Genomic DNA, 22,779 nt, shown 5'->3' with positions numbered 1-22,779 from the left:
TTGTAGGGTTTTATCAAAAAACATCTCACAGAAAACTAAGCATTTAAGCTCTCATCAACTTAGCACAAATTACTATTCAGTATAGCCGATTAAATGCACTTTACTCATCTTACATGACAGTAAAAATACGTACGCGTCATCATCATTTATAGATTGGGGTATTATGGCAAACCTCAACGGCATCCCATCACCCCACTATAAAATATGTTGATCACCCGCTAGCTAGAAGACTCTAGATTAAGATGATGAGTCTCAATCTCTTTTTTAACGAACACGGTTTTTTCTTCCGGTAAAAGAAGATCACCCTCTGCAGCTTCAACGGTTAAATGATTAATATTAATGGATGCTTTAGCCTCTACACGCTGCTCAGACGAAGAAAGCAAATCATCGCCTACCGCAGATAGCGTGATGGAATCGATCGGCTTATCGGCTAAAAACTGTGGTGCGGAAATTTCTAATAGCGCATTACCAGCTTCGCGCTCAGATAAGTCTGAGGCCACTGGAGCCAACGAAACACCCTCAAGAGGTTTGTTTAGAGATGCTGGCACCTCATTGCCTTCATACGGTTTACTCTCTGTTAACCATTCACCCGCCTGCTGAATATCCCAATCGGGAATATCAATCATCGAGTGCCCGTCATTTTTTGAGGTTAAGGCTTGATGATCACGAATGCGCTCATCCGCCTCGTCACTAGCGAGTACACGCAAAGGCTCATCTTCAGAAACCTTAGAGCTCACCGGCAAGGAGTCTATAGCAGTAGATTTTTCTTCAGCGATATTATCGACGTGATTAACCGAGGGACTTGAAAGCGGTGCTACTTGGCAAGGGTGTACTCTCGTTTGCATGCCGATGCCATGCAATACTTTTTGATATTTTTGGGCGGCAACAGCATCAACATTTTTTTTCAGTACCGTTGCCTTACCACTAAATAATGTGGCTATTTTTGCAGCATCTATCTTAAAAATTTGTTGTGCTTTTTGCTTCACACTGACTTCATCAAAACCGTCCCTGATGACACCAGTAAAGATAATATTGAAGTATTTTTCGAACATAATTATACCTTTTTTACAGCAGTACTTATAACGGCATTCTATAGCAACCACTGATTCAAGATTATGAGACCTTCATCAAAATAGATAAAATTAGGTAATCAACGATTGTGCTCCATTTCTAACGCCGGCATAGAGGATCGCGAACGCCCCACCACTCTCGCAGGCACTCCAACCACCGTACTATTTGCTGGCATACTTTCCAGCACAACACTTCCCGCGCCAACACTTGTGCCGGCACCAATGGTAATACCACCAAATAACTTAGCCCCAGCACTCAGTAGCACACCCTGCGCTATCGTTGGATGCCGCTTACCCATTATTGCACCGCTACCACCTAAAGTAACCGCATGTAACATCGATACATTTTCTTTGATCTCGGCGGTCTCGCCGATCACCACACCGGTTGCGTGATCAACCATTAAGCCACCCGCAATCGATGCGGCCGGATGAATATCAACATCAAATAATGTTGCAATACGACTTTGCATATAATAAGCAAGCACTCGACGCTTTTGCTGCCATAACCAATGAGCAATACGATAACTTTGAATCGCATGATAGCCTTTAAAATAAAGAAAAGGCGTTATCAATTGATCACAAGCAGGGTCTCGCGTGTAATGCGCCATAAGATCTTGCTGCATCAATTGTTCAATAGTGTCATCATCTGACATGGCTTTTGCAAAGACATCTTGCATCATCATTGAAGACACTGCGCCATTTGATAGATGGTGCGACAGGAAAAAACAAATTGCTGACGAAAATGTTGAGTGATTAAGTATATTGGCATGAAAATAACTCGCCATAAGCGGTTGCTGCTGGCTCGCTTTCGTTGCTTCCTCTCGCAACTGCAGCCAAACATCATGTACGTTATTTTTCGTGGTATTTTTTGGCATACCGAATGACTGCTCCTACTTTAGAGATCAGGTTTATCGTTGAACAAAACGTCGATAAAGATCAGGAAGATACTCTAGCACCGCCACTTTATCTTCTAACGTATAGTGACCCAACACGGAAGACAACAATACACCTTCATCATCAATAACAACATCGTCGAAAAGACCGTCACTAGCAACTAACGCGGAAGAAATCGAAGACAATAAAGTATGCAACACTTCTAGTGATAACTGCTGCTCATAATGATCAGCAATAGGCTGATAACTAAGATGCCAAGGCTCTGGTGCAATCCCTCCCTTATCCAACTGATAAGGCTTAAAAAAATGCGGGCTGGAAGGTAGAGACAGGTAAACATCTAGCCATTCCATCATTGGCGAAAACAAACCGTTCGCCTCATATTCTGACGGCTGTAACTGTAATTGATAATCTTCAGACATCACTTTGGCATCATAAATATCAATATCGGTGCCCCAATGATGTCTGGATGCACCCGGTAAAGCCGACCACCGGCAAATAGCATACACTTTTTCTTTTGTAGATAAGCCTGCTATATCAAGTGCGAGACCTTGCTCGTCCATAATTGCTCGATTACCCGAGCATTTGTTATTCCATATCAGCAACTGTCGCTCAAACGAGCGAAAACCACTTGCGACTTTCAAATCAAAGCCTGCCGCATTCGCATCTTTAGTTAATTGCCGAAGACTTGATAGTATCTCACCATGTACATAAATATTCTCCTGTTCAACAATAGGAGATAAATGCGCTTCATTGCAACCCAGCATTTGTAAGTGCGATAAGGAAAGTGATGACATCGTAAAAAGATCTCAGTTTATTTACTGGAATAAATCAGCAATTAGCATTATGATCAAATATATACTTATTATGTAAATAAAAATAAAGTAACGATAAAAAGCGTATCACAATCACGGTTTAGCAATAAACATAAAGTTACGCATCATCCATCAAATAATAACAATAAATCAATTAACCATGAGCAAAGACGTAAGCGATTTGGCCGAGCGTAAAAACTTAGGCACTGCATCTATCAATATTTTACACGCCGTCGGCATTAACAGTTACGAAGACTTAAAGAATGTAGGATCGGTGGAAACCTATCTACGCATCAAAAAACGTAATATCCACGTATCCAAAGTTATGCTCTATGCACTAGAAGGTGCATTAATGGACGTGCACTGGAATAAACTCGCCCCCCACTTAAAGGAAGCATTGCTTAACCAAGTAAGCGATGCTGAGGCCACGCCCACTTAAGGCACTCAAAATTTACCATATTTACCTTACTGTCATTGATTTTCAATAAATCGGATACATTATTGTTGGTGTTATTTATTGATAAACACTTTTTGTATAGGTAGTTTGGCATGTTACGTATCGGTCTTTTTTTACTCACTAATCTGGCAGTACTCTTTATTGCCAGCATTACCTTAAATCTACTTGGCGTAGATCACTACCTTCAAGGTAGCGAACTCAACCTGACAAGCCTTTTAATATTCTGTGCTGTTTTTGGTTTTAGTGGATCACTCATCTCTCTCTTCATCTCTAAATGGATGGCAAAGCGCTCAACGGGCACCCGTATTATTGAGCACGCCAGCACTGCCCAAGAAAAGTGGTTAGTGGACACCGTGGCTGAACTTGCCCAAAAAGCCAACATTGGCATGCCGGAGGTTGGCATATTTCCCGCACCGGAATCTAATGCTTTTGCAACGGGTTGGAATAAAAACAAAGCCTTGGTGGCGGTAAGCGAAGGGCTATTACAACGTTTTAGCCGTGATGAAGTGCGCGCTGTTATGGCACATGAGATTGGTCATGTCGCCAATGGCGATATGATCACACTGAGCTTAATCCAAGGTGTGGTCAACACTTTCGTGATGTTCTTCGCGCGTATATTTGGCCATTTTGTTGACCGTGTTATTTTAAAAAACGAACGCGGCCATGGCATTGGCTTTTATATCGCCACATTTGTGGCTGAAATGGTACTTGCCGTGCTCGCTAGTATTATTGTGATGAAATTTTCACGCTACCGGGAGTTTAGAGCCGATGAAGCCGGTGCACGTTTAGCGGATAAATCATCGATGATTGGCGCACTCAACCGCTTACTTAGCGAACAGAAAGCACAAGTTCCCAGCTCTATGCCCGACACTTTCCAAGCTTTTGGTATTAGCAGCGGTTTCAAGAAAAGCATGGGCAAACTATTTATGACTCACCCACCTCTAGAGGAACGTATTCGCGCACTACAAACAGTAAACTAACGTTAACCCTTGCAGCAAGGGCAACACATGCCACTCTTCATGCTATGAAAGAGTGGCACTTACAAAATTAATGGTAAAGGCGCCGCTAACTGAATACGCTCAGGATTAATTTCTGCACGATAAACCAACACCTCTACCCCAGCTTGCACGGCATCTCGTAACAAAGTGCCATAATGAGAATCAATAGCGTCAGCAGGCGATACGTAACTAATACCTGTGTGCTGCACACAAAAGAGGAGCGCCGCACGGTAACCTCTAGATACCATTACCATTAACTCACGTAAATGCTTCGCGCCACGCTGACTCACCGCATCGGGAAATAACCCTAGCCCACCCTCCATTCCTAATGTGACACTTTTGACTTCAACATAGCAGTCAACCAAATCGCGGCGGTCACTACGTAGGAGAAAATCCACTCGACTATTTTCATCGCCATACCTGACTTCTCGATCAATCGCATCATAGTCTTTAAGCTCGCTGATCACGCCTTTCACTAACGCTTCTTCAACCAGCGCATTAGCGCGCGCCGAGTGAATACAAGCCAGGCCTTTATTTGGCGTGGTCACTATTTCCAAGGTAAAAGGATATTTTCGCTTAGGATTATCTGATACAGAATACCAACAGGGGCTACCTTCTACGATACAACGAGTCATAGCTCCCGTATTAGGGCAGTGAATTGTTGTTACTTGGCCATCCGGCAATGCTATATCAGCCAAAAAGCGCTTATAGCGAGAAAGTAAAACAGCAGGCTGCAACGGTGGTGAAAAGTGCATGAATCCTCTAAAGCGTTTTATCACACCAGCGGTGTAATCCATTAAATGTCTATAGCAATACAGCTATTGGCTATAAAAAGACCATTTATCATGGACAAACAACCTTAAAAACACCATTGTTTTTCTACAGTGCCGCCCTAATATTAGGAAACTAACAAAAAATGACTAGCGCTCTAGCAGACAATCTGATAGTTTGCGCGGTCAAATTACCGGCGGTCTAGTTTGTAGCAGTATATAAGCACAGACCTAGTATATAGCGTTTAAAGAGATAATTTGCGATGCCAACAAATAATGATAATACCTTAACGTTACATGGTTTTGAGCCCTACAAGGAGAAGAAGGGCGAAGAATACATGAACGAAAAGCAATTAGAGCATTTTAAAAACCTACTCCAAGCATGGAAAACTGAGCTTATGGAAGAGGTTGACCGTACAGTAAGCCATATGCAAGATGAAGCCTCTAACTTTCCAGACCCTGCTGATCGCGCCAGTCAAGAAGAAGAGTTCAGCCTTGAACTACGCACTCGTGATCGCGAGCGTAAACTCATCAAAAAAATCGACAAAACCATTGAGCAAATTGATGCCGATGATTACGGCTTTTGTGAATCATGTGGCGTTGAGATTGGTATACGTCGTTTAGAAGCACGACCAACCGCAACACAGTGTGTCGATTGTAAAACCCTAGCCGAAATCAAAGAAAAGCAAGTCGGCATTTAAGCGAAAGACATAATGAAAACCTTTCAAACGAGCCTTATGGCTCGTTTGTTGTTTTAGGCTAACACCTTCTTACTCAGCACCACCTCTAGCCTAAGATACGACAAACTACATATCAAACTACACCTAAACACACCAATTACCACAAGATGACAGCTATACCACTGACTACTTTCTATCGGTATTTAAGGAGCTCTTGAATCTATCATGTCACCTTATGTAGGCCGCTTTGCTCCATCACCTTCAGGCCCATTACATTTTGGCTCTCTTGTCACCGCTTTAGCTAGCTATTTAGATGCCAAACATCATCATGGGCAATGGTTGGTACGTATCGAAGATATTGACACACCTAGAACAGTCGAAGGCGCCAAAGAAGATATTCTTTCTTGCTTGGTCGCTCACGGCTTACATTGGGATGGCGAGCTAATGATACAAAGCCAGCGTCAAACAAGCTATTCAGAACACCTTAAAAAAGTAAGTACTTACACCTACCCATGCTATTGTAATCGACAGCGCCTAAAGCAGATCCAAGGCATCTATGACGGCCATTGCCGAACCTTAGCGAAGAGAGAAAATACAGAAAAGTGTAAGTACCAACAAACCCAGAACAACTCTATAAGACTAAAGACTGACCAGCTAGCTTCCTCTGAACAGTGTGAAAGTGAGCAATTTACTGACCTATTCCAAGGACACCAACAACAACCGATAGCAACAGAGAGCGGCGATTTTATTTTGCGGCGTAAAGATGGATTAATCGCTTATCAACTCGCGGTTGTTGTCGATGATATCGCCCAAGGTATTACCCATGTGGTGCGTGGGTCAGACTTACTTTCATCTACGTCTCGTCAGCGCTACCTATGGCTGCTGCTCAATCATTGTCGTCACCAAGGCGAAGCAACACAATCTACACTGCCAACATATGGGCACATACCTATTGCCGTGATTAGCGATGGGAGAAAGCTAAGCAAACAAAATCAGGCCACTGCGCTTAATAGCCAATACGCGTTTAATAACCTCTGCCAAGCATTGCTATTTTTAGGCCACCCCCCTATCGAAAGCATAAAAAAACAAGGGGCAATAGACGCCTTACTACAGTGGGCAACGACACAATGGCAGCGATCTCTTATTCCATCTGTACCCACTATTACCGTCTCAGGCTAGTGCTGACTCGATATACAATTGCATACCAAGACATGAAGGGGTTTATGAACCGACCACCCTGGCTCATACTATGCAACATTCTAAGCAACATTGTGCATGACGGCAGATAACCGTATTATCCCACTATAACAATACCGGCTCAGGCAACGCGTTGCGTTGCAGGTTCGCACACTGAGAAGACAATATGTCTAACCATCGATTACTGCTACTCATTTTACTCGTCGCTTATATATTCACACCCACGCTCTTTAATTGGATGATTTCCTCCAACGGCGCATGGTACCGGCCTTTTATTATTTGGCTAATGATTATTGCTATTGCTTTTTCCATGCACCGGTTTAGCAAAACGCCATGAGCTTTGAATTAGAAAATATTGTTTTACTCGGTGTTGTATACGTTGCCATACTTTTTGGCATTGCCTATGCGACCAACCGACAGTGGATTCCGACGCGTATTACCCGCCACCCGATTACTTACGTATTATCTTTAGGCATTTTTTTTAGCGCTTGGTCATTTTACGGCGTTATCGATCTCGCCAATCGTTTCGGTTATGGTGCTCTCGCCTACTACATGGGTATTGGTGCATTTTTCTTATTCGCTCCAATGATCCAAGCGCCACTGGCTGAGCTGTGTCAGCGATTCCAGTTACGCTCCATTGCAGATTTATTAGTTTTTCGTTACAGCAGCCAAACCGCGGGCAGTCTAGCAACGCTATGTATGCTACTCGCTATTTTGCCATTACTGGTCATTCAAATTCAGGCGATTGCCGATACACTGCAAATTCTCACCAGCAACACTTCGTTGCGCACTTCCAACTTTAAAGCATGGATTCAGCAACGCGATATCACTGCTTTTTTCTACTGCTTACTGATTGCCTCTTTTTGTATGATTTTTGGCGCTAGCTACCGTCAGTACAGCAGTCTAATTACCACAATGGCTTTTGAATCGCTTATAAAAATATTGGCTATGCTGTTAGTCGGATTATTTGCGGTATTTGGTGTGTTCGGCGGATTTGGAGGGCTAGACCAATGGCTAGCCGAACACCCAGAACACCTAAACAACCTACATAACCCAGATAAACAATCCTCTTCCCATACCTTATTACTGGTATTTTTAGCATCCAGTATTGTTATGCCTCATATTTTTCATATGAGTAATATCAACATGGCCACCAAGCAGATAAGCCGCACCGTGACATGGGCTTTTCCATTAATGCTGTTCATTGTGGCTATTCCTGTTTTCCCTATTTTATGGGCAGGCTTTAAACTCGAAGTTCCCTACCAAGCGAGTTACTTTACCCTAGTAGTACCCATGGCTTCACAGTCAGCCACACTCACCATGATCGCCTATATTGGCGGAGTCTCAGCCGCATCAGGCGCATTGATCGTTGCCATATTATCGCTATCACGAATGATTGCGAATCACTGGGTTTTGCCATTATTTAAACTAAAAAAAGAAGGGGATATTTACGCACAGCTTCGTTGGCTGCAACGCGGGCTCATTCTTTCTATCGCCATGCTTGGCTATGGCGCCTATCAATTATTAGATTACCGCTTAACACTGGTTGACCTTGCACTCGTCACATTTATTCAAGCCTTACAGTTTTTACCTGGTGTTGTCGCCATCACCTATTTCCCTTCCGCCAATCGCCATGGCTTTTACGCCGGTATATTGGCGGGCACCGCTGTATGGGCATTTAGCTTTGTCACCCCCATGCTAACGGGGCAAAACACCTTCACACTGCCTATTGTCGATATCAGTATTGGCTACGGGGTGTACTATTGGGAAAATATTACGATTATTAGTCTTGCTAGCAATTTGATTATTTTTGCGCTCGTCTCACGCTTTACCACAATGAGTGATGAGGAACATTACCATGCGGAACTCTGCGCAGAAGATGAGCTCAGCCGGCCCTTTAGACGCAGCTTAAATATCTCATCCGTCAAAGATTTTATTGATGGTTTAGAAGACAGTATTGGCGCTAGCGCTGCTGAACGCGAAGTGCAACGTGCACTCGATTTTTTACAGCTCACACATGACGAAACACGCCCTTATGCCTTACGCCGATTGCGCACACGCATCCAAGCTAACCTAGCCTCGCTAATGGGACAGAGTGTCGCTGTCGAAATGATGGATCACCATTTCCCCTATACCTCGCCACAACACGGAGAAGTGCTCGACATTAACCTGATGGAAAACCGCCTAGAACGCATGGGGGATAACATTCATGGATTAACAGCCGACGTCAATCAACTACGGTTATACCATCGCAACACACTACAGGAATTACCCATTGCCATTTGCTCATTAGGTATGGATGACGAAATTCTTTTATGGAACCATGCCATGGGTGATATCACCGGCATTGATGGTCGCGACGTGACCGGCTCCAATCTCAACGACCTCCCTAAACCTTGGGGCCAGCTTATTCATCAATTTGCCAATAGTGCAGAAACCCACACAGATGCAGAAACCAATGGCACCCCCAGCAACCTTCACGAAAACCCTCAAGGCAGTCACTGGTACCGCCTACACAAGTCAGCCGTTCAAGAGTCTTGGGGATCACGCACCGAGGGGCAGGTCGTCCTTATCGAGGACATTACCGAGCGGCATCAGTTAGAACAACAGCTCACTCACAACACCCGCCTTGCTTCTATCGGCCGACTGGCTGCAGGGGTGGCTCATGAAATTGGCAACCCGGTAACAGGCATTGCTTGCTTAGCACAAAACCTAAAATATGAAGATGATGCTGAAGGGCGAGAAGAAACCGCGCAAGCCATACTATCGCAAACAGATAGAATCACACGTATTGTTCAGTCCTTGGTCACTTTTGCGCATACTGGACAATCATCACAGAAAGATTTTCATAAAGTATCCATTCACCGGTGCGCTGACGAAGCTATTCACCTGCTGTCAATGCAAAAAGAACGCAAGCAAATTGAATACCGCAACCTATGTGATGAAGCCATCTTTGTGCTAGGCGACACCCAACGTATTATCCAAGTCTTTATTAATCTACTAAGTAATGCCAATGATGCCAGCCCCGATTACAGCACCATCACACTCCAAACCACACTAAAATCTCCATTTGTTCATATCGATGTCATTGATGAAGGCTCTGGCATAGAGCAAGACCATATTCAGCAAATTATGGACCCATTCTTCACCACAAAAGAAGCGGGCAAAGGCACAGGGCTTGGGCTCTCGGTCGTTTTTAGCATTATTGGAGAGCATGAAGGGCAAATGGATATTACCAGCCCTGTCACACGCCTGGGAGGCACCTGCTTTACGATTAAATTACCACTACTTGATGAAGCACTTGAAACTCTGAGTCAGCCACTGCACACTACACCTCCCAACAATGAGCAGGCGCATTAAGTCATCATAGATGCCTCTCTTTGTTGCCTGAATTGACTGCATTAACGACTCGTCATAGCTAAGGTGTTATTACACAACCATGTACCGAATCCTGATTGTTGAAGATGAATCGATTATTCGCATGGCATTGCGAAAACTATTAGAACGTCATAACTATCGCGTAAGCGAAGCAGAGTCAGTGAGCGAAGCTTCACACTCTTATGATGTGAATGATTTTGATCTTATTATTAGTGATTTACGCTTACCCGGCGCACCCGGCACCGAATTAATTACACTGGCAAACCACACATCTGTCCTTATTATGACCAGTTACGCCAGCTTGCGCTCTGCAGTAGATGCTATGCGTATGGGCGCTGTGGATTATATTGCCAAACCCTTCGACCACGATGAAATGATCGAAACCGTTGCGCGCATTCTGAGAGAAAAAGAAGAGAAAAATAACCAAACCACGACAAATAACACCCCCTTAGTCAATCACCCTAATTCGATTGGAGACTTACAAAACTTAGGGAGCATCGACGGTAATAAACCGATGATTGGCTCATCCCCCATGATGCTAGACCTCTTTCACCAAATTCAGAAAGTGGCTCCTACCAGTGCAACAATACTTATCGAAGGCGAAACTGGCACAGGCAAAGAACTCGTTGCAAAAGCCATTCATTCATCCAGCACACGCGCAAAAAATACGCTTATCTCAATTAACTGCGCAGCTATCCCCGAAACACTTATTGAATCAGAACTTTTCGGGCATGAAAAAGGCGCATTTACTGGGGCGAATGCACAACGCGACGGCCTCATTGTTTCGGCCGACGGCGGCACTTTATTCCTCGACGAAATTGGCGAACTACCGCTAGAAGCACAGGCTCGCTTACTTCGTGTACTACAGGAGGGTGAAGTCAGACCCGTGGGTTCCACAAAAACGCAAAAGGTCAATGTACGCTTACTTGCCGCCACTCATAGAAACTTACAACAGCGCTGCCAAGAAGGTGTATTTCGAGAAGATTTATTTTTTCGCCTCAATGTGATTAATCTTCAAATTCCCCCGCTGCGCGATAGAGAAGAAGATATTATTTTATTGGCCGAGTCACTCGTTAGCCGTTATTGCGAATCCAACAACAAAACACCTTTGCGCTTATCCGCTAAAGCCAAACAGCGAATCATTCAGCATCCTTGGCCAGGCAATGTACGCGAGTTAGAAAATACCATACAACGAGCGGTCATTCTTTGTGAAAGCCAACAAGAAATTGATGAGCGACTGCTCGACCTATCAGTCACCCAACCTCAGCAGGCAGTCCCAACGAAAAGAGTGGCCAAACAGCCGCAAAACTCTAGCCTACCTGAAGAAGATTTGTCATTGGAAGACTATTTCCAGCGAGTCGTCTTAGACAACCAAGATGCAATGAATGAAACCGAACTCGCGAAGAAGTTGGGGATAAGCCGAAAGTGCCTCTGGGAAAGGCGACAAAAACTGGGCATTCCCCGTCAAAAGAATTAGACCAATACACAACCCTCAAGCCCCCCTCTTTCCCGCTTAGGGCTTACTCTCATAACAAGCCGCGCAGCCCATTATTTAAAAATACTCACCCAATAGACAACGTATTGTTAAACACACGCCTTGACAGGCTGGCACAAAAAAACACAAAAAGTGTTACCGCAAAAAGCAAAACGTTACTTTATGCGCATAACTGAGTGTAAAAAAGTAACACTTTGCTTATACACTTTCTTCATAATATAAGCCGAAAAAATACAAACGATTGATTTAAAACAATTTTTAAAACATGGCACACCAAATGCTATATGTAATCGCATAATAACAACAATAAAGAATAATAAAAAAAGCATTAACAATAATAACAATAAATAATAATAAGAAAGTGTTTTAAAACGACCAAAAAGAGGAGAAAGCAGTGTTTACTGCTAATGCTGAGCAAGGAAGCCATAGAATAAAAATAATAAATTAGTAACGGAATTTGTTACAAAAACATAGAAACCGAGTTCGACAAAAAACGGCAGGCTCCCTTGGGAGGCTGCCGTTTTGCTATGCGCAGGCTCAACGCTCAATTATCACCTCCTACGTCCCGATCTAATTAACCGAACGCTTCATGCTGAACAATGCTTCATGGTAGAATTACTGCCAATTCGCACTTCTCATCAAAAATACACATTAGGTGTATATTCATTACACCGAGAGCACTATGTTTATGGCTAAAAATGCCACGCAGCCAATAATTGTCCCATCCACAAAACATCGATTTGATCATAACAGCATCAGTCCATGTGCTATAAAAGTGATTGAGGGACTCAGTAGAGCAGGCTTTCAAGCCTATCTTGTAGGGGGCAGTATTCGTGATGGCTTACTTGGCTGTCAGCCCAAAGATTTTGATGTCTCCACTGATGCGACACCAGAACAAGTCAAACAAGTGTTTCGCAATGCTCGTATTATCGGCCGGCGCTTTCGTATTGTTCACGTAAGATTTGGCCGTGAGATTATAGAAGTCACCACATTTCGCGGGCAAGCCAGTAACTCAACACAACAAGTTGAGTCAAATACAGGCCAGCTACTGCGCGATAATGTCTATGGCGATATGCACAGTGATGCTATTCGTCGAGACTTTACTGCTAATGCGCTCTACTATTCTCCCGAAAACGAATCGATTTATGACTACACCCGCGGTATAGACGATATTGATAAACGCGAATTGCGTATCATTGGCGACCCATTAACCCGCTACAAAGAAGACCCCGTCAGGCTATTAAGAGCCGTACGGTTTTCAGCCAAGCTCGGTTTTAGCATTGAAGAAAAAACGGCCGAACCCATTATCGATAATGGTCATCTACTCACCCATGTTCCACCTGCGCGATTATTTGACGAAATACTGAAGCTATTTTTAAATGGCTCAGCAACAGCGACCTACGCGCTACTGCGTGATTATCGACTACTCGATACACTATTTCCGGGAACCATGGCGGTATTGGATAAGAGTCCATTCTTTGGTGCCTTGATTGATGCAGTCATGATTAACACCGACAAGCGCATTCGCAGTGACAAGCGCGTGACGCCCGCATTTATTTATGGCGCACTACTCTGGCCTGCCTTTATTTATGAACAACACAGACTCGTTGAAGAAGGCGTACCCATTATTGCCGCAGTCCATCAAGCTGCTGATGCGGTTATCGCTCAACAGCTTACAACCGTAGCCATACCCAAGCGGTTTACAATCCCCATGCGACAAATATGGGAACTGCAATGGAGACTTGCACTACGCACAGGCAAGAAAGCCGATAAACTACTTGAGCACCCTAAGTTCCGAGCAGGGTATGACTTTTTACTTATGCGCGAAACCGCCGGTGAAAAACTGAATGGCCTAGGTCATTGGTGGACACGGTATCAAGAAGCGCCAGAGGATGTGCGCGAAGCCATGGTCGACGAATTACAACCCGCTCAACGCCAACCTCGTCGCCGCAAGAAAAAGACCACCTCACCTTCATAGCAGGCTTATTTTGACTCATCATTCTATTGCTTACATTGGGCTTGGCAGCAACTTAAATAAGCCCCTGACACAAATTGATAGCGCTATCTCAGTTTTGCGTAATACCAGCACTCTTAGTGATGTTCAGTGCTCTTTTTATTATGCAAGTAAAGCCGTTGGTCCAGGCGAGCAACCCGATTATGTGAATGCCGCTATACGCTGTAAAACCCAACAATCACCTCATGCACTATTAAAACTGTTACAAACGATCGAGAACACGCACGGGCGACAACGGGATATACGATGGGGCGCACGCACACTAGACCTTGATTTATTGCTCTACAATAACCTAACCGTACAAGATGACACGCTGCAAGTCCCGCATCCAGAAATTAAAAATAGAAACTTTGTGCTATACCCATTATTTGATCTCAACCCAGAATTAATATTCCCTAACGGTGACACATTGCGCGATGCTCTTCAGCATATGCCAATGACCGATTTACATCGTATTGAACCCCACGCATCTATCGTCGGCGAATCATTACCTCATACTCCATCGAATAATGAGCCATTATCGTGAACGAACAAACCAGTGGATTTACTGCACAGCAACGTAGCGAACTACCTCGGTTCATTGCTGTGGAGGGTGCGATTGGCGCAGGCAAAACAACACTAGCAAAACGCTTAGCCGCCACCTTTAATTATGATGTTTTACTAGAAAAAGCGGAAGAAAATCCATTTCTTGAGCGCTTCTATCAAGACCGCCTAAATAACGCATTACCTACCCAGTTATTTTTTTTATTTCAACGCGCACAACAAATACAAGAACTTCGTCAATCCGATATATTTCAACCCGTGCGTGTCTCTGATTTTCTTATCGACAAAGATCCTCTATTTGCCGAAGTGACTCTTGATAAAGATGAATTGGCCATCTATCAACAGGTCTATAACCAACTAACCATTGATGCACCTAAACCTGACCTAGTGGTTTATTTACAAGCGCCCGTCAACACGTTGCTAGCGCGTATTAAAAATCGTGGTATTCAAGCCGAACGATCGATCGATAATGGTTATCTAGAAACACTGAACGATGCATATACCCGTTTTTTTCATTTTTACGAACAATCACCCTTATTGATTGTCAATGCCAATGAAATTGATTGGGTCAACAATGACGACAGTTACAACCAATTGGTAGAGTACATTCTTACCATTAAACAAGGGCGGCATTATTTTAACCCTACATCCACCTTACTTTGATAAAGCAACACTGTTATGGCCTATACCAATACACACGCACAACCTGTCACCATTAACACGCTACGCAATTATAAAAGTGAGCAGCGTCGGTTTTCGTGTATTTCTCTTTATGATGCACCGTCTTCCGCTCTTGCGGCTCAACAAGGCATCGCGACCGTCTTAGTGGGTGACAGCTTAGGCATGACCGTACAAGGGCACAGCAGTACATTACCCGTCACTATGGAGCATATGCTTTACCACACCGCAGCGGTTGCACGTAACAATGCTTTTTCACTGATTATCGCTGATATGCCGTTTATGTCTTACAGCACCCCAGAAGCGGCCATGAGCAATGCTGCCCTGCTAATGCAGGCAGGTGCGCACATGGTAAAACTAGAAGGCGGTGCTTGGTTAGGAGACACAATTAGCCGTCTCAGCGAACAAGGCATTCCCGTTTGTGCCCATTTAGGATTAACACCACAGTCCGTCAATAAACTAGGAGGCTACAAAGTCCAAGGAAGAGATGAGCAACAGGGAAAAGCGATTATTGATGACGCCAATGCTCTAGAAGCAGCAGGTGCTGACTTGCTCGTACTGGAATGTGTACCAGCAACACTTGCAACAAACATGACACAATCGCTGAGCATACCGACCATCGGTATTGGGGCAGGCAATGGTACCGATGCCCAAGTACTTGTTATTAATGACTTGATCGGATTAACCGAGAAGCCGCCAAAATTCTCAAAAAACTTTCTAGCAGAAGCGGGTTCTATCGCTGCAGCATTCCAAGCATTCGATAAACAAGTTAAAAGCGGACAATTTCCATCGGACGAACACAGCTTCTAGCATCTAACCATTTGTTTACAGATTAAGGCAAAAAAATAACTCACACCCTCTGCTCACTCACATGGTTTTTGCGTTAATTGTAATAGCAGAATCAGTCATACGCTTATTGGGGGCACACAGCATATTCAGCTGATCCATCATATAAAAGGTATAATCCAAGTCTTTAAACTGCGCTTTGATGCTTTCTATATCACCCTTCCAGTATTCCACCCAGCACCACGGTAAATGACTCTCGATAGCTTCTCGGCCGCCCCTCAATACGTCAACTTCCATTCCTTCGACATCTATTTTAAGAAAGTCTAAACGCGGCAAGCCAAGTGAATCGATCGTTACTACGGAGACTGCATGTGCGTGCTGCTCACTCTGATTCTGGTCAGCTAAACTGAACAAACCGAAGTCTTGTGGCTGACTATAATCTACGTGGTCGGCAGTAAGTGTTCCATTGTTCTCGCCCACCGCTTGGTGATAAACCTCGACATTTTCTAAGTCGTTGAGTGCCAGCGCACCGCACAACGCATAGGACATCATTCTTTGCGGTTCAAAAGCGTGAACAACCCCCCCTTTTTTAGTCAACAACTGCGCGACTGGAATTGTGACTAGACCAATATTTGCTCCCGCATCAAGCACCACACTCTCTTCAGGCAATGTACTGACAATACCCAGTATTTTATCTAGTTCCGGTTGAATATGCGGCTTGCCCGTTTTGATTAAAACATCGGCTTGATAGGCACAATGGCGGTTGACAATAAAGCGCCCGTAAGTCGATTCAATCGTAGTAAAATTTTGGATTTTAATGAGACATTCTCCTTTTACCGTTAGTGGGAACATTATGACATGCGCAAGAAAGGTAAGCTTTGTATAACGGACAAAAAAAATCCCCGATAAATGAATAGCGGGGATTTTTTAAATCGTGTAATGGCAATGCTATACGGTCAAGACCAAGACAGCTCATATTTTTCAGGAAATGGGCCTTCCTCATAATCCATCTCCGACACGGCTTGAATATCATCCCTTAACAAAACTTGCCGCACCATTTCAGGAATCATAGCCATTCCCACGTACTTGCCTAAACAGTCATGAGACGCAAAGCCGTAGTTAAAGTTGTGATACCAATTACGATCAGGATTAAATTCATCAGGGTTTTCATTGGCATAATTATCAAACATAGCGGACTGCGTTAATGTGAGTACATTAGTGCCTTTGGGGATTGTCGTTTCTCTGTCAGTGCCTTTCGCAATCGTATAATCTTGGCTTGCCTGTCGAAACATATAGGGGCTTATAGGTACAAAGCGGAGCGCTTCCCAGACTAAAGCATCAATCGCCGACGTATCTTCTTGTCGTGATGCTGCTTTAGCTTTTACCAACAACTCAGGTCGATCGATAAAGTATTGAATCACTTGTGCGACCGCCTGCGATGTAGTCTCTACTGCACCAATCAACAAGCCGCCTGCGTTAGTTCCTATACGCGTCAGCGGAAAATTAACGTGATCAGCAAAACTGGTGCGTAACATACGTTTAACAATATCATCTTTGGGTAAGATGGGGTTTTTCTTACTCAGTGCGCGCAAGAGGTTACGCAATTTAATACCTGCGCCAAAAATACGATCTTTGATTTTTACCGTGAGTAATTTACGCACCATTAACACAGTAATATATTCGACTAACTCTTCAGAACACTTCGCGTGTTCTTTCACAATATGGCCATATTTTTCCTTTGAGTTAAGATCAAATGGCTGATTATGGAAGGTGTTGTATTGATTCCAAAATGACCATTTCAATAACTTTTTAGGATCAATCCCATCAAGCCCGAAGTACTCTTGCACCATGATGGCAGGCACCATACGACAATAATTATCGACAATATCTAACTGACCATTAGCATTATCAAGAATTTTTTCAGCCGACTTTTTAATACCTTCGCGTACCGCAGGTAAGTCATCACGGTTTAGCATGCCCTGCATAATCGATTTTTCACGATAATGTAGCGCATCGTCATCATGCGCCATCAAATAACCTTCTTCGGTATCCGTCACTCCCATTTTGGGTTTATACAAATCAACGGTAAAAATTTTTGGCATCTGCAAACAGTCACGCACGTCAGTAAATAAGGCTAACAATGTGCATTCTGGTGTGACTAAAATTGGCCGCTCTTCTCGCAACTGTTTAAAAAATGGCAACGGCTCTTTTTTCATCCATTGCTGGACGAGAGGGTATTTATCCGCCTCTGCTGCTGCATCGTATTCTTTTAGGTAATCTTTTGTCATGCCTATATCCTCAGACTTATAGCGTTTTGATGTATTCAATTAAATCCCAACGTTGCGCTTCGCTGAGTGCTGGTAGCACCGTACCATCAAGTTGTGGAGTACGACCTGCACCGTATTCATGACCGGTATTCATATCACCAACGCGGAACGTGGTAAACGAAAATCCATCATAACCCTCTGAACGAAAGCCCATTTTAACTGGATCAAATTCACGACTCCCCACCAGAAAGGTGGCCGGACGTTCTTCTTGCGGCTTTAACAGGTCATACATCGTCGGCACTGAACCATTGTGTAAATACGGGGCTGTCGCCCAAATGCCATTTAATGCACGCGCTTTATAAGCATATAAAGAGGCATAAGGTGACGAGGTGGTATCCGCATTGTAATTACCATTTTTAACAGTCGCGGGCATTTTGTTTTCAAAAAACGACGAGCCAATGTCATAGATACGATCTAACCAACGGCGAACAAATATTTTATCGCTATCAGGTGTTGCAATAACACCTTTAGTTGTAGAGGTTAACGTCTGAATGACCGGCGCATCTTCACCAATAAACACCTTACCTACACCCACATCTTGCAGGGTATGCTTTAAGTGACCAGATTTGCCTTTATAACTGATACCGTTTTCAGCGAGTGCTTTGTCTGTGCCAATAAACTCAACATCCGACATTTGAGCAACAATCACACGATCCCAATTATTACGCTCAACCACTTCGTGACAAGATTGGCAATACTGCGAGTAGATGACTTGCCCACGCTCTGCTTTTTCTCTGTCGATAGCACCAAGAATCTCTTCCGGCCATACCGGCGATTTAAGGCTTTTTAGATGTGATTCCAAACGGCGCAAGTTTGTTAGGTCGATTGACGATTTAAAATCGATTTGCTCACTCAAATTTTCTTGGCCAGTTAATGTTGCGGCTAAGCTAAAGCCGTCCTTTTCACGAGACGTCCAATCAAGAATACCAAACACACCGATTACTTCACCGGTGTTACGACCTAAGGGACCGACGCCAGCATTATTAGCAACACCGTTCCATTGCACATAATCGGATTGCGCAACATCCCATAAGAAAGGATAACTCGCTGGCGCATCTGCTTCGTTAAATATTTGGTTGCGTACACGCAACAGGTTACGCTGATTGAGACCGGGATAACCGGCGTCACTAGACGCTAAACGCTCAAGCACTAAACCAAATTCTTTATCTAAAATAATGTTTTCGCCAACGCCCTCTAACACTGTATCAATTTGCTGATCAGTGAGAATACGAGTGCCTGTCGGGGAGAGAGCTAATTTCATCGCCGTCGCTAATTGCGACTTGTTAATCATATGCTGTAGCACACGATTGTAGATACGGCCGAAAGCATCTAAACGCGCATAACCATAATCAATATGGCTATGATTAACCGTATTATATAGCCTTACTGTCCGCGTCCACTCGGCTAGACTAGCCATTACATCTTGCTCGTTGCTGTAGTCGTTATTCAGGCTAACCACTTTTTCAACAAAACGTTGTTTTTTATCTTCATCCGTTAAGGTAGCTTGCATCGACTTTTCTAAACCGGTTAAAAAACCGACCATATCAGCCATGGCGGGGCCACCATCAATACGAATGGCTTTGCCTTGGTAATTCACCTGACCTGTGTGGCAAGCTGCACAGGTATAGCCCATATAATCTTTGCCTTGATAAGTTTCCTTCACAAAACCAACCACTAAGCCATCGGGATTAAAAAAGGTCGGTTTTTGCGGTAAGTAGCGATAGCGATCCATATTTTGATTGTCACGAAATAAAGTGTCGCTATTTTCTTGTTCTAGCGCTAAGAAAAAATCGTAGGGCAATAAGGCGGAGCCTTGTGTCGTGTTGTAATACCAAAGACTATCGTTAGCCGACCACCCCTGATCCAAATACACCGGCGTTGAATAGCTCTCGCCAAACAAACCGTTCTCAATAGGAATACCACCACGATCGGGATCATCATCCCAACCCTGATAGATTTTTCCCACGATTAAAGCCGCGATCATCAACACAACGATGATAACAAGGAGTAGTTTTATATTTTTGAGGCAATAAAAAATAGCAGCGAAGAGACGCTGAAATAAAGTAGCCATGACAATTTTCCCTCTGACAATTGTTTTTAGAATTTTTGGCGCTACAACTGCGGCGAGTCTAACAAGCGCTACTATGAATCACAATAGCTTAATCTACGTAATGTTATCGCTATGACTAATACGACGCCATAAGCGTCCTAGCCGATGCGATGTAAGAAAAAGCTGAATATTTTGATCGTGTATTAAGAATAAATCACGCACAAAAAAGCCGAGAAAAATCTCGGCTTTTTTGTATTTTCAATGCGACTGAGTAATATTACATCAGCAGCAAATGCTTACGCTTTTTCTGAGGCTTTATCTTCAGAGGCATTCGCTTCTGACGACAAGTCGATAGTTGCATTTGGCGTTAAATCACCCGTCGCATCACCGGCACTATCTTGTGCAGGTGCTTCAGCACCGGTTTCCGCTTGCGCTGCTTCCGAAGTAGGTTCTTCAGCGGCCGACTCCTCTGCATTAGCATTTAGCTCTGCATTCGCTTCTTTAATCGATAACTTAATACGACCACGCTGGTCAACGTCCAAACATTTCACTTTGATCGTTTGGCCTTCAGTTAAGTAATCCGATACCGCATTCACACGCTCTTCTGCGATTTGCGAAATATGCACAAGACCGTCTTTGCCGGGTAGGAAAGTAACAAACGCACCAAAATCAACAATGCGTGCAACCACACCTTCGTAGATTGCACCAATTTCTGCTTCTGCAGTAATCTCACCAATTTTGTTCATCGCCGCTTCAAGTGCACCACTATCTGCTGCATAAACTTTAACTACACCGTTGTCATCGATATCAACAGATGCACCCGTTTCTTCGGTAATTGAGCGAATAGTTGCACCACCTTTACCGATGATGTCACGGATTTTATCAGGATCGACTTTGATCGTTTCAAAACGAGGCGCATTGTCAGACACTTCTTTACGTGATTCAGCAATCACTTTGTTCATTTCCGCAAGAATATGTAAACGTGCTTGCAGAGCTTGCCCTAAAGCAATTTCCATAATTTCTTCAGTAATGCCTTCAATTTTAATGTCCATTTGAAGTGCAGTAATACCTTCGGCAGTACCGGCCACTTTAAAGTCCATATCACCTAAGTGATCTTCATCACCTAAAATGTCGGTCAATACAGCGAAACCACTTTCTTCTTTCACAAGACCCATTGCGATGCCTGCTACAGGTGCCTTAAGAGGAACACCCGCATCCATCATCGCCAAGCTGGCACCACACACTGAAGCCATTGAGCTTGAGCCATTTGACTCAGTAATTTCACTCACAACACGAATCGTGTAAGGAAAATCTTCTTGATTCGGTAATACCGCAGCAACACCGCGACGAGCCAAGCGACCATGACCAATTTCACGACGGCTGGTTGAACCCATACGACCACACTCACCCACAGAGTACGAAGGGAAGTTATAGTGAAGCATAAATGGATCACGACGCTCACCTTCAAGGGCATCGATAATTTGTGCATCACGAGCATTGCCCAACGTTGCGACAACAATGGCTTGTGTTTCACCACGGGTGAATAATGAAGAGCCGTGTGCTTTGTTTAACACACCCACTTCCACATCAATACCACGAACTGTTTTGGTATCACGGCCATCAATACGTGGCTCACCAGCAACGACACTCTTACGTACCGTTTGTTTCTCTAACTTACTAAAGGCTGATTTAATTGCATCAGCGGCTAAGTCTTCATTAGCTAATGCTTCGACCGCCGCATCACGCAACTCACCTAATTTAGCGTAACGCTCCATCTTATCAGTGGTGCGGTAAGCGTCAGCAATACCTTCACCAAACTGCTCTTTAATCGATGTATTAAGCTGCACATTTTCTTCTTCGGCGGCCCATTCCCAACGTGGCTTACCCGCTTCTTTCGCTAAATCAGCAACCGCTTGCACAACTGCTTGATATTCTTGATGGGCAAATAATACCGCTCCTAACATAATATCTTCAGGTAACTCGCTCGCTTCTGATTCAACCATTAGTACAGCGTCTTGTGTACCAGCAACAACCATATCCAATTCAGAATTTGCTAGAGCGCTATAGGTTGGGTTAAGAATGTAGCCAGATTCTTGGGTATAGCCTACACGTGCGCCACCAATAGGGCCGTTAAATGGAATGCCTGATACAGATAATGCCGCAGATGTACCAATCATTGCTGCAATATCAGGATCAACGTCCGTCTCTGCAGAAACAACCATACACACAACCTGCACCTCGTTCATGAAGCCATTAGGGAATAGCGGGCGAATAGGTCGATCAATTAATCGTGACGTTAACGTTTCTTTTTCACTAGGGCGTGCTTCACGCTTAAAGAAACCGCCAGGAATTTTACCTGCTGCATAGGCTTTCTCTACATAATGTACCGATAGTGGAAAGAAGCCTTGACCTTCAACGGCTTGCTTTGCACCAACAACAGTACACAATACTTGGGTTTTACCGATGCTGACAAGAACAGCACCTGTTGCTTGACGAGCCACACGGCCGGTTTCTAAAGTAACGGTGTCGTTACCGAACTGGAATGATTTAGTTACTGGATTCACAAATTTATCCTTTCTATTTACAGTCTTTTAGTTGTATGTTTTTCATTATCGGTTGAATGACAAGGA

The 22,779-nt window shown here is 43.9% G+C and carries 19 protein-coding genes; 11 read left to right on the top strand and 8 right to left on the bottom strand.

What is annotated here, in order from left to right; all coding sequences use genetic code 11:
- Positions 1-218: 218 nt before the first annotated feature.
- The 3 genes from ACZ5O6_RS02010 to ACZ5O6_RS02000 all read right to left on the bottom strand — a co-directional run bounded on the left by ACZ5O6_RS02010 (position 219) and on the right by ACZ5O6_RS02000 (position 2,758).
- Positions 219-1,052, bottom strand: a complete 834-nt coding sequence (locus ACZ5O6_RS02010) for a hypothetical protein (RefSeq protein ID WP_447092266.1) — start codon at positions 1,050-1,052, stop codon at positions 219-221.
- Between the two features lie 98 nt (positions 1,053-1,150).
- On the bottom strand, positions 1,151-1,945 hold the full coding sequence (gene cysE / locus ACZ5O6_RS02005) for a serine O-acetyltransferase (RefSeq protein ID WP_447092265.1): 795 nt from the start codon (positions 1,943-1,945) through the stop codon (positions 1,151-1,153).
- A 33-nt stretch (positions 1,946-1,978) separates the two neighbouring features.
- The gene (locus ACZ5O6_RS02000; protein WP_447092264.1) at positions 1,979-2,758 is read right to left on the bottom strand and encodes a M15 family metallopeptidase; all 780 of its coding nucleotides are present in this window, start codon (positions 2,756-2,758) and stop codon (positions 1,979-1,981) included.
- A gap of 178 nt (positions 2,759-2,936) precedes the next feature.
- On the opposite strand from ACZ5O6_RS02000, the gene ACZ5O6_RS01995 reads away from it, so the two are divergent.
- Together ACZ5O6_RS01995 and htpX are read left to right on the top strand one after the other, a co-directional pair.
- Complete coding sequence (locus ACZ5O6_RS01995) at positions 2,937-3,215, top strand: TfoX/Sxy family protein (protein ID WP_447092263.1); 279 nt, start codon at positions 2,937-2,939, stop codon at positions 3,213-3,215.
- Between the two features lie 110 nt (positions 3,216-3,325).
- A complete protein-coding gene (gene htpX / locus ACZ5O6_RS01990) occupies positions 3,326-4,213 on the top strand; it encodes a protease HtpX (RefSeq protein WP_447092262.1) in 888 nt (295 codons plus the stop codon).
- A gap of 59 nt (positions 4,214-4,272) precedes the next feature.
- Here htpX and sfsA read toward each other — a convergent pair whose 3' ends face one another.
- Entirely contained in the window at positions 4,273-4,986 is a 714-nt protein-coding gene (gene sfsA, locus ACZ5O6_RS01985) for a DNA/RNA nuclease SfsA (protein ID WP_447092261.1), read from the bottom strand.
- Positions 4,987-5,264: 278 nt separating this feature from the next.
- Between sfsA and dksA the strand changes: the two genes are divergently transcribed.
- The 9 genes from dksA (at position 5,265) to panB (ending at position 15,796) form a co-directional block, all read left to right on the top strand.
- A complete protein-coding gene (dksA, locus tag ACZ5O6_RS01980) occupies positions 5,265-5,702 on the top strand; it encodes an RNA polymerase-binding protein DksA (protein ID WP_447092260.1) in 438 nt (145 codons plus the stop codon).
- 204 nt (positions 5,703-5,906) lie between these two features.
- Positions 5,907-6,860, top strand: a complete 954-nt coding sequence (gene gluQRS / locus ACZ5O6_RS01975; RefSeq protein WP_447092259.1) for a tRNA glutamyl-Q(34) synthetase GluQRS — start codon at positions 5,907-5,909, stop codon at positions 6,858-6,860.
- Positions 6,861-7,044: 184 nt separating this feature from the next.
- Positions 7,045-7,215 (top strand): hypothetical protein, encoded by a 171-nt coding sequence (locus tag ACZ5O6_RS01970; protein ID WP_447092258.1) that lies wholly within the window; start codon positions 7,045-7,047, stop codon positions 7,213-7,215.
- A complete protein-coding gene (locus ACZ5O6_RS01965; protein WP_447092257.1) occupies positions 7,212-10,238 on the top strand; it encodes an ATP-binding protein in 3,027 nt (1,008 codons plus the stop codon). Before ACZ5O6_RS01970 ends, ACZ5O6_RS01965 begins: the two co-directional genes overlap by 4 nt.
- Positions 10,239-10,317: 79 nt before the next feature.
- Positions 10,318-11,733, top strand: coding sequence for a sigma-54-dependent transcriptional regulator (locus ACZ5O6_RS01960; protein WP_447092256.1), 1,416 nt, complete (start codon positions 10,318-10,320; stop codon positions 11,731-11,733).
- 706 nt (positions 11,734-12,439) lie between these two features.
- Positions 12,440-13,729 carry a polynucleotide adenylyltransferase PcnB gene (gene pcnB / locus ACZ5O6_RS01955; RefSeq protein WP_447092255.1) on the top strand — a complete coding sequence of 430 codons (1,290 nt, stop codon included), beginning with the start codon at positions 12,440-12,442 and terminating at the stop codon, positions 13,727-13,729.
- 10 nt (positions 13,730-13,739) lie between these two features.
- Positions 13,740-14,291: a 2-amino-4-hydroxy-6-hydroxymethyldihydropteridine diphosphokinase gene (gene folK / locus ACZ5O6_RS01950; RefSeq protein WP_447092254.1), complete on the top strand. Its 552-nt coding sequence runs from the start codon at positions 13,740-13,742 to the stop codon at positions 14,289-14,291.
- A complete protein-coding gene (locus ACZ5O6_RS01945; protein ID WP_447092253.1) occupies positions 14,288-14,971 on the top strand; it encodes a deoxynucleoside kinase in 684 nt (227 codons plus the stop codon). The genes folK and ACZ5O6_RS01945 overlap by 4 nt, the downstream gene beginning before the upstream one ends.
- A gap of 15 nt (positions 14,972-14,986) precedes the next feature.
- Entirely contained in the window at positions 14,987-15,796 is an 810-nt protein-coding gene (panB, locus tag ACZ5O6_RS01940) for a 3-methyl-2-oxobutanoate hydroxymethyltransferase (protein ID WP_447092252.1), read from the top strand.
- Between the two features lie 57 nt (positions 15,797-15,853).
- Here panB and ACZ5O6_RS01935 read toward each other — a convergent pair whose 3' ends face one another.
- The 4 genes from ACZ5O6_RS01935 to pnp all read right to left on the bottom strand — a co-directional run bounded on the left by ACZ5O6_RS01935 (position 15,854) and on the right by pnp (position 22,713).
- Positions 15,854-16,624 carry an FkbM family methyltransferase gene (locus tag ACZ5O6_RS01935; RefSeq protein ID WP_447092251.1) on the bottom strand — a complete coding sequence of 257 codons (771 nt, stop codon included), beginning with the start codon at positions 16,622-16,624 and terminating at the stop codon, positions 15,854-15,856.
- Between the two features lie 104 nt (positions 16,625-16,728).
- Positions 16,729-18,060: a cytochrome P450 gene (locus ACZ5O6_RS01930; protein ID WP_447092250.1), complete on the bottom strand. Its 1,332-nt coding sequence runs from the start codon at positions 18,058-18,060 to the stop codon at positions 16,729-16,731.
- A gap of 16 nt (positions 18,061-18,076) precedes the next feature.
- A complete protein-coding gene (locus tag ACZ5O6_RS01925; RefSeq protein WP_447092249.1) occupies positions 18,077-20,170 on the bottom strand; it encodes a di-heme-cytochrome C peroxidase in 2,094 nt (697 codons plus the stop codon).
- A gap of 275 nt (positions 20,171-20,445) precedes the next feature.
- Positions 20,446-22,713 carry a polyribonucleotide nucleotidyltransferase gene (gene pnp / locus ACZ5O6_RS01920; protein ID WP_447092248.1) on the bottom strand — a complete coding sequence of 756 codons (2,268 nt, stop codon included), beginning with the start codon at positions 22,711-22,713 and terminating at the stop codon, positions 20,446-20,448.
- Positions 22,714-22,779: the final 66 nt, after the last annotated feature.

The organism is Eionea flava (genome assembly GCF_055393785.1).
This window is presented reverse-complemented; position numbering and strand designations above follow the sequence as displayed.